Origin of the sequence: Pseudoalteromonas sp. 20-MNA-CIBAN-0454, assembly GCF_040308685.1 — a bacterium.
GTDB lineage: Bacteria > Pseudomonadota > Gammaproteobacteria > Enterobacterales > Alteromonadaceae > Pseudoalteromonas > Pseudoalteromonas nigrifaciens.
On the sequence record NZ_JBEOOB010000065.1, the window covers coordinates 1 to 6,467 of the forward strand.

9 protein-coding genes and 1 pseudogene are annotated in these 6,467 nt (G+C 38.3%); 6 read left to right on the plus strand and 4 right to left on the minus strand.

Translation table 11 applies throughout. The features are described 5' to 3' along the window. The first annotated feature begins 165 nt into the window (after positions 1-165). Together AAEZ22_RS17710 and AAEZ22_RS17715 are read left to right on the plus strand one after the other, a co-directional pair. Positions 166-312, plus strand: a complete 147-nt coding sequence (locus AAEZ22_RS17710; protein WP_352298240.1) for a hypothetical protein — start codon at positions 166-168, stop codon at positions 310-312. A 171-nt stretch (positions 313-483) separates the two neighbouring features. Beyond that, entirely contained in the window at positions 484-1,527 is a 1,044-nt protein-coding gene (locus AAEZ22_RS17715) for a hypothetical protein (protein WP_352298243.1), read from the plus strand. Positions 1,528-1,777: 250 nt separating this feature from the next. Here the strand turns inward: AAEZ22_RS17715 and AAEZ22_RS17720 are convergent, their stop codons facing one another. Both AAEZ22_RS17720 and tnpA read right to left on the minus strand, forming a co-directional pair. Continuing rightward, entirely contained in the window at positions 1,778-1,927 is a 150-nt protein-coding gene (locus AAEZ22_RS17720; protein ID WP_350628515.1) for a helix-turn-helix domain-containing protein, read from the minus strand. Positions 1,928-1,996: 69 nt separating this feature from the next. Then, positions 1,997-2,306, minus strand: a pseudogene (tnpA, locus tag AAEZ22_RS17725) (IS200/IS605 family transposase). Positions 2,307-2,344: 38 nt separating this feature from the next. On the opposite strand from tnpA, the gene AAEZ22_RS17730 reads away from it, so the two are divergent. The 3 genes from AAEZ22_RS17730 to AAEZ22_RS17740 all read left to right on the plus strand — a co-directional run bounded on the left by AAEZ22_RS17730 (position 2,345) and on the right by AAEZ22_RS17740 (position 4,444). Continuing rightward, complete coding sequence (locus AAEZ22_RS17730; RefSeq protein WP_352298249.1) at positions 2,345-3,571, plus strand: RNA-guided endonuclease InsQ/TnpB family protein; 1,227 nt, start codon at positions 2,345-2,347, stop codon at positions 3,569-3,571. A gap of 341 nt (positions 3,572-3,912) precedes the next feature. Further along, positions 3,913-4,152 carry a type II toxin-antitoxin system ParD family antitoxin gene (locus tag AAEZ22_RS17735; RefSeq protein WP_008113998.1) on the plus strand — a complete coding sequence of 80 codons (240 nt, stop codon included), beginning with the start codon at positions 3,913-3,915 and terminating at the stop codon, positions 4,150-4,152. Position 4,153: 1 nt separating this feature from the next. Next, positions 4,154-4,444 (plus strand): type II toxin-antitoxin system RelE/ParE family toxin, encoded by a 291-nt coding sequence (locus AAEZ22_RS17740; protein ID WP_008114000.1) that lies wholly within the window; start codon positions 4,154-4,156, stop codon positions 4,442-4,444. Here the strand turns inward: AAEZ22_RS17740 and AAEZ22_RS18795 are convergent. Then, positions 4,411-4,665: a hypothetical protein gene (locus AAEZ22_RS18795; RefSeq protein WP_008114002.1), complete on the minus strand. Its 255-nt coding sequence runs from the start codon at positions 4,663-4,665 to the stop codon at positions 4,411-4,413. The two genes, AAEZ22_RS17740 and AAEZ22_RS18795, sit on opposite strands and share 34 nt — an antisense overlap. 87 nt (positions 4,666-4,752) lie before the next feature. Beyond that, complete coding sequence (locus tag AAEZ22_RS17750; RefSeq protein ID WP_024606882.1) at positions 4,753-4,959, minus strand: hypothetical protein; 207 nt, start codon at positions 4,957-4,959, stop codon at positions 4,753-4,755. Positions 4,960-5,405: 446 nt separating this feature from the next. Between AAEZ22_RS17750 and AAEZ22_RS17755 the strand changes: the two genes are divergently transcribed. After that, positions 5,406-5,648, plus strand: coding sequence for a type II toxin-antitoxin system RelB/DinJ family antitoxin (locus AAEZ22_RS17755; RefSeq protein WP_008114006.1), 243 nt, complete (start codon positions 5,406-5,408; stop codon positions 5,646-5,648). Positions 5,649-6,467: the final 819 nt, after the last annotated feature.

Genomic DNA, 6,467 nt, shown 5'->3' on the forward strand with positions numbered 1-6,467 from the left:
AGAAGCAGCCTAGTCTCTAAGTCAAGGCTGTAGAAGCCCATTGATCGACACGGAGTGGCGTCGATGGGTAGTTCACAGTAACTTGTAAGAACCCCTCCAGCTACCCGTAAGCATACGCCTGTGAGGGCATTTATTTAGATAGCACGGTAAAAGGATTTAACCCTCATGCACTTTCCTAAAGTCTTTGTTGCATTCGCAGAGCAAGCCGATCTTTTTCAAAGAAGTTTCGTTATTCAAAGTAAAGCATTATCTGATTTTAATCTCAGCCATATCAACGTATCAGTTGATATAAAAAGCCGAGATGAAAAGTAATATTTTCGCTTAAATTAGGCCCTGATTTTAGTATGAACAATGCAAAATTCTTTACCTACCAGCCATCCAAGTGAGTAATTTAAAAACAATCATAAAAGCGCTAATTTAGAGCCAAAGATCCACCCTTATAATAAAGCCACAAATTATATTAATAAAATGAAAGGTTGAAACATGATTAACTACTTAAAACTGATGACAATCATCTTGTTCATCGCAAACCTAATTGCCTGCAAAGCGTTAGAAGATCCAATATACAAGGATGTTTCGCGTAACAACTGGACTATGCCAGAAAAAGAGCCTGTTAAAGATAAAGAAGAAATTATAAAAGCAGCAATTATCGGTAAATTTATGCTCGACAGCCAAGCTCGACATGACCTTTTTATGGAGATTGAAAGTGTGCCGTTTAGTTTTAAAGTTGGTAAGTCAGGGTTTGAGACGGCATCAGACTTAAGTACCGGCGTTCAAATGACAACTGATCTTTTCACTGGGACAGTAGGCTCAGGTCAAGGGCAAGCTCTGGGTTTAGCTGTGGGCGTTGCGGCGTTAACATTTTCAGCATTTTCAGATGATGGTAGTCACGATGTTACTTCAGGTATATTTTTACCGGCTGAAATGGATGGCGTAAAGATAGACACTCCTGAACAAGCCATGTCAGTTGCACGCAAAATGGTGAGCGATAAAATTCAAACTATAGCACAAAAAATGAACTTTTCGGCGATGTGTGTAGAGGGGTGCGACCAAGCTCGCTCAACCTACTTACTGAAAAATTTGGATTACAAAGCGCCAACTAACCCAGAAAGGTACATTCCAAAAGAAATAGGTATTTACGTTTCAATTTCTCCTTTTGTAGAAAATGAAGATCTATCAAAGTATGATTCTTTAGCCACAGGTTTTGAAGTCAAGTGGATGTCTGAAAATATAAACGGTTTTCAATTTGTTATGGCCTCTGATAACTTATTTAACAACACACAAGTTAAATTTATAGAGGGTGAAGATGGGCTGCCCACAATTTTTGGCGATTTACGTTTTGCGAGAACTGAGCTGGGCAGAAAAATAACAAGAACGCTCCATAATACGCCGCATACATTCTTTGGCTCTTCAGAGATATCTTATAGTATTCTTTACTTTAATGACCGCGTTTACAATTTTTATAGCGATGGCCGCTATGAAACGTTCAGGGATTATGCAAAACCAGAGTTCCAGATGGGTTTATGATTGAATAATTACAAGCTAAGTATAGCTTCCCAATAATATAGGGGATTTATAGACTCTATTTTAATTTAACGCTGCCCGCTAGCCTTAATCTAAAAAGCATGGCGGGTAACGCCATCGTCGTTTGAACCTTAATAAATAGTGGATCAATATTCAAATGGTGGAGTGGATCACTTTTCGGTTGTTGTTGACAATAAGTGGTGTGTTAAAAACCAAGACAACCACTTTGCTTGGCAAGCTAGGTTCGACCACGTCAGGTCATCACTTTTAATGTTAAAACAAACCCACATGGCTTTAGCACTTTTTTTAAAACCGATAAGCGAGGATCTGTGTTGTTTTTCTCAATATCACGCAATGTTCTATCTGATACTTTTACATAATTAGCAAAGCGTGTTTGCGACATTTTATCGAAATTTTCCGAGAAAACCCATTGATCGACGCGAAGCGGTGTCGATGGGATGAATCGGAATAGTTATCCCTGCTCTTGAATGTATTTTCGAATTGTATCAGCAGCCACATTTCCAACAGAGCAAACAAAATATCCGTCAGACCAAAATGTTTTTTTAACCCAGATAACCCAGAATTGCTTTTTAAACCATTTAAATCTCGACCATAGACTTTGCGTTGTAGATTGTTTAATTCTCCTAACGTAACTCGCAACACTGTTATTGGGAGAGCTCGTTAGCAATATGTGTATATGATCTTTGTCCACCTCGATCTCTTCGACATTAAATTCTGAGCGCTATTAAATATTTACAGTGAGATTTAGTTTCATACTCCATCTTGACAACTCATTTCCATACAGTAGTCTATACAGTATATGAAAAAGACGCTTAGATACAACTACAGGCTAAATCCTACGCCAGAGCAAGAAGCTAAACTCGTTGAGTTTGGCGCGACAGCGCGTGGCATTTGGAACTTATTGTTGTCTGAGAACATGCGTCGATACGAGTTCGATAAAACGTTTTTGTTTTACAAAGACATGGCCTCACTACTTAAAGATATCAAGACGTTCGAAGAGTTTAACTGGATCAAAGCATTCGACTCGGCAGCAGCTCAGCAAGTTGCTCGCGACTTAGAAACAGCGTTAAAGAACGCAATCTCGAAAGGCCGTTTGCAGCGCTTTCCAAAGCATAAAATCTCATACAAAAAGAAAAAACTTCACAACGATAGTTTTCGAGCGGTCAATAACTCAAACTGTATCCGCATTGAAAATGGCGCTATCAGTATCCCAAAAGTTGGTAAAGTGCCTATCATTTTACATCGTGAACTGGCTAGCAAAATCAAAACGGTAACTGTTCAGTTTCGCCACGGTAAATGGGAATGCAGTATTACTCAAGAAGTGGAGTGCAAAACAGCTAAACAAGTTTTAAAAACAATCACAGGTTTTGACATTAACTCAAAGCAAACGGTAGTTGGCTCGAACGGCTACGTGGCCGACAATCCAAAGTTTTTAAAGCAGTCAAAAACAAAGTTAAATCAATTGCAACGCCAGCTTGCACGCCGAACTAAAGGTTCAAATCGCTGGCAAAAAACCAAACAACGCATCAACAAATTACACGGCAAAATCTCACGGCAAAGGCTCGACTTTGCACACCAAATCTCACGACAGATAACCAATGAAAATGATATTTTAGTGTTTGAAGATTTAAACGTAAAAGCGATGCAAAAATTCAATGGCAGTATGGTAGCTGACAATGTGATGGCTCTGATAACTCAGCTTTCAAAATACAAGGCTGAGCTTGAAGGTAAACTCTATCATGAAATTGGTCGATTTGAAAAATCGACTGGGATTTGCGCAGAATGCGGCCAACATCATGTTTTAACATTGAACGACAGAAATTTCACATGTACGGCTTGTGAAACTTACCAAAACCGAGACTTGTCAGCTGCTAAAAGCATAGCAAAAACAGGTGAATTAGATTTGATTGCGGCTGGGATCGTCGCAAGGGTTACCCCCACATCTCAGCAGAAATCAGCCATTAAAACGAAAGTCTTCGAGCTATCGAAGTTTGCTGTTGGAACTGAGAAAAAAGAAGCAGCCTAGCATTCATAAGCTAGACTGTAGAAGCCCATTGATCGACACGGAGTGGCGTCGATGGGTAGTTCACAGGCTCGATTTTTAATTGCTAGGTGATTTTTAAAAGTTTAAAACTATTCAGCTCAGTTATGTTTACAGAGCAGTCGAACTTCTCAAAGAACCTAGTTTCGTTATTCAAAGTAAGGGGTTATTTGTTTTAAATTTCAACCATACCGCCTTAATAAGAAGCTAAAAAAAGTTGCTTATACTTTAGCAACGTAGGATTAGGAGGTGTTTTTTGTCTTTCTTAATTGACTTGATATGTTTTTGATACCAAAATATATTGAATTTTGGTATTGGAGATTGGCATGGCGAAAAATACAAGTGTTACATTAGGTGAGCATTTTGACTCATTTATTAGTCAGCAATTAGAGACTGGTAGGTATGGATCTGCAAGTGAAGTTCTAAGAGCTGGATTAAGAGCCTTAGAAGATCAAGAATTGAAAATGAACAATCTAAGGAATATGTTGGTTGAGGGAGAAAACAGCGGAATAGCTGACTATTCATATGACACACTATTGAGTGACTTAGATAAAGAAAATCATTGATATGAAATTTCATATATCTAAAAAAGCTAAATCAGATTTAATAAAAATCGCTCGTTACACGCAACTTAACTGGGGCAGGCAGCAGAGAAATGACTATTTAAAATTACTTGATAGCGTTTTTCATCAAATTGCAGAAGAACCAGAGCTAGGTTATATTTGTGATTACATTAGAGAAGGCTATAGAAAGCGACCGCAAGGGAGTCATGTCATCTATTACAAAGAATTCGGCAAGAAAGAAGTTGTAATTATTCGAGTTCTTCATAAAAGCATGGATATACACCGGGCTCTCTGAAAACGTAACTGGCCAACAATACTGTCCCAGATAGACTCAAGTGGATCTATACGCGTTCGCCATTGGCGTTTATTAGACAATGGCTGCTCATCCAGTTTATCAATGCGCCTTGCTGAACGTTCAGAAATACCTGCTTTCGCAGCCGCGATAACTTGGCTATTACGTTTTCTATGTTTCATATAAATAGTGACCTGCTGATCAGTGATTCGTGTTCCCGGCACAGTGAACTCCTCCGTTCTGCTGTACCGAACCTTATCAGATCAACCGGCCAAGATAATTGTCGCTAGACCGGCCACCGTAATTGTCGCTTAATAACTTGGGCAACCGGCATCTAAAAGTAGCGTTGGCAGATTTTTGAGCCTTTTGGCTATTTCTTGAAGGTATGCAATCAATTCATTTGGATCACACATAGGTGAGAGTTGCTCGGCTACTTGCAAAAAGTTTACCTTGCCTCCACGTTCAAAACCGTCACCCCACTTAAACAATCGCGTTACCATTTCAGGATCTGCTTTCATTGGCGCAAAGTCATAAATAGGCGCAAACGAAATCTTATTCTCTTTTTTGTTGAAGTACCCCTTGATAAATCAAGGGGATTCTTGTCGTCAACGGTTTAAGCATTGTGATACTAGATCACTTTAGACTTCTAAAACCTCTTACAAGCATTTAATGTGTCGGTACTACCTACCGCCACAAATTATTTAAGCTATTAGCCTTAATCTCTCATTATGGATATTAATAGCGTAAGCGCACTGTTTAAATGCTCGCTTACAAACAATTGAAATATTAGACTCATGACCATCCCAGGAAGAATACTTCCGAAAATTACAATTTTTATGATTAAAAGGGAAGTAAACTTCTGTTTTGTGGGAATATCGTACGAGGTGTCAGAAATATATTTTAACTTGTACTCTGGTATAAATTTAATACAATCAGTAAATCAATATATAAATACAGGGTCGTTATGGGTACTATAAGTTTTCGTGTCGATGATGATGTGAAAAAGCGTTCTTACGCTGCACTAGAAAAATTAGGTATAACTCCGTCAGAGCTACTAAGGCAGACACTAGAATACGTTGCACAAAGAGAGGCGTTGCCGTTTAAATCCGCGCTACTGACAAGTGAGGATGAAGCGTTAATTACTGTAGCAAAAGCGCGTTTAGCTGCTCCCAAAGTAGGTGTCAAAACCTCGCTAGATACCCTATGAACATTACGCAAATTTAATGCTCGATATCTAATGAACCACCTTTAAATAATCATATGGTAAATATTAATGAATTACTAAGAGAAGAGTAGCTACTTTGATTTGGCTCTAATTTGCCAGTAGTGTTACTTTTCTTCTTACTAAGTATTTTTTAAAATTTAAAAGAGGGCAGTTACACCAGGCTCATTATAAACTTGAGGAAATCGACTTCACCCCATTTTGGCGTTTTATACACCATAATTATTAATTGCTGATAACTATATATTCCCCAAGCCGTCTAAGCCACTACCTAATTCAGCATAATTAACCTATCACTATGAACCTGATTAATAACACTAGCCATAATTTTAATATCGCAACAAATTCATATAGCTTTGGTATTTTTTAATATTGATAGTTCATGGATATTTTTAAAATATAGCCACAGGTAAATTGCTATACAAAGGGGCGCAAACATGAATAACATATCACGAAAATTAGCAGATTCGCTTGAGCAATTACAGCAGCTTCAGGCGTCAACCGCATTATCATGATAATACGATTGCTGAATTTTTTGCCACGATTAAAAAGCGAATAATTAAGTGTAAGAGATACCCACACGATAAGATGCGAAAGCTGGGAAGCCCAAACCAACCTCAAAAACTAAATATTCTGTCGACGCTTGCTGTAAAAAGTATACTGATATATCCTAATCAGGCTCCAAGATGTCAAATAAAAGTTAACTAAATGTTTTTATCGAATCCTTCCGAGAAAACCCATTGATCGACGCGAAGCGGCGTCGGTGGGATGAATCGGAATAACTAGCCCTGTTCTTGATGAGAA

Excerpts from the sequence above, each read along its gene's own strand:
- AAEZ22_RS17735 (WP_008113998.1), top strand. The coding sequence starts at position 3,913 with ATGGCGAAAAATACAAGTGTTACATTAGGTGAGCATTTTGACTCATTT.
- AAEZ22_RS17755 (WP_008114006.1), top strand. The coding sequence starts at position 5,406 with ATGGGTACTATAAGTTTTCGTGTCGATGATGATGTGAAAAAGCGTTCT.
- AAEZ22_RS17715 (WP_352298243.1), top strand. The coding sequence starts at position 484 with ATGATTAACTACTTAAAACTGATGACAATCATCTTGTTCATCGCAAAC.
- AAEZ22_RS17720 (WP_350628515.1), bottom strand. The coding sequence starts at position 1,927 with ATGTCGCAAACACGCTTTGCTAATTATGTAAAAGTATCAGATAGAACA.
- AAEZ22_RS17740 (WP_008114000.1), top strand. The coding sequence starts at position 4,154 with ATGAAATTTCATATATCTAAAAAAGCTAAATCAGATTTAATAAAAATC.
- AAEZ22_RS17730 (WP_352298249.1), top strand. The coding sequence starts at position 2,345 with ATGAAAAAGACGCTTAGATACAACTACAGGCTAAATCCTACGCCAGAG.
- AAEZ22_RS17750 (WP_024606882.1), bottom strand. The coding sequence starts at position 4,959 with ATGAAAGCAGATCCTGAAATGGTAACGCGATTGTTTAAGTGGGGTGAC.
- AAEZ22_RS17710 (WP_352298240.1), top strand. The coding sequence starts at position 166 with ATGCACTTTCCTAAAGTCTTTGTTGCATTCGCAGAGCAAGCCGATCTT.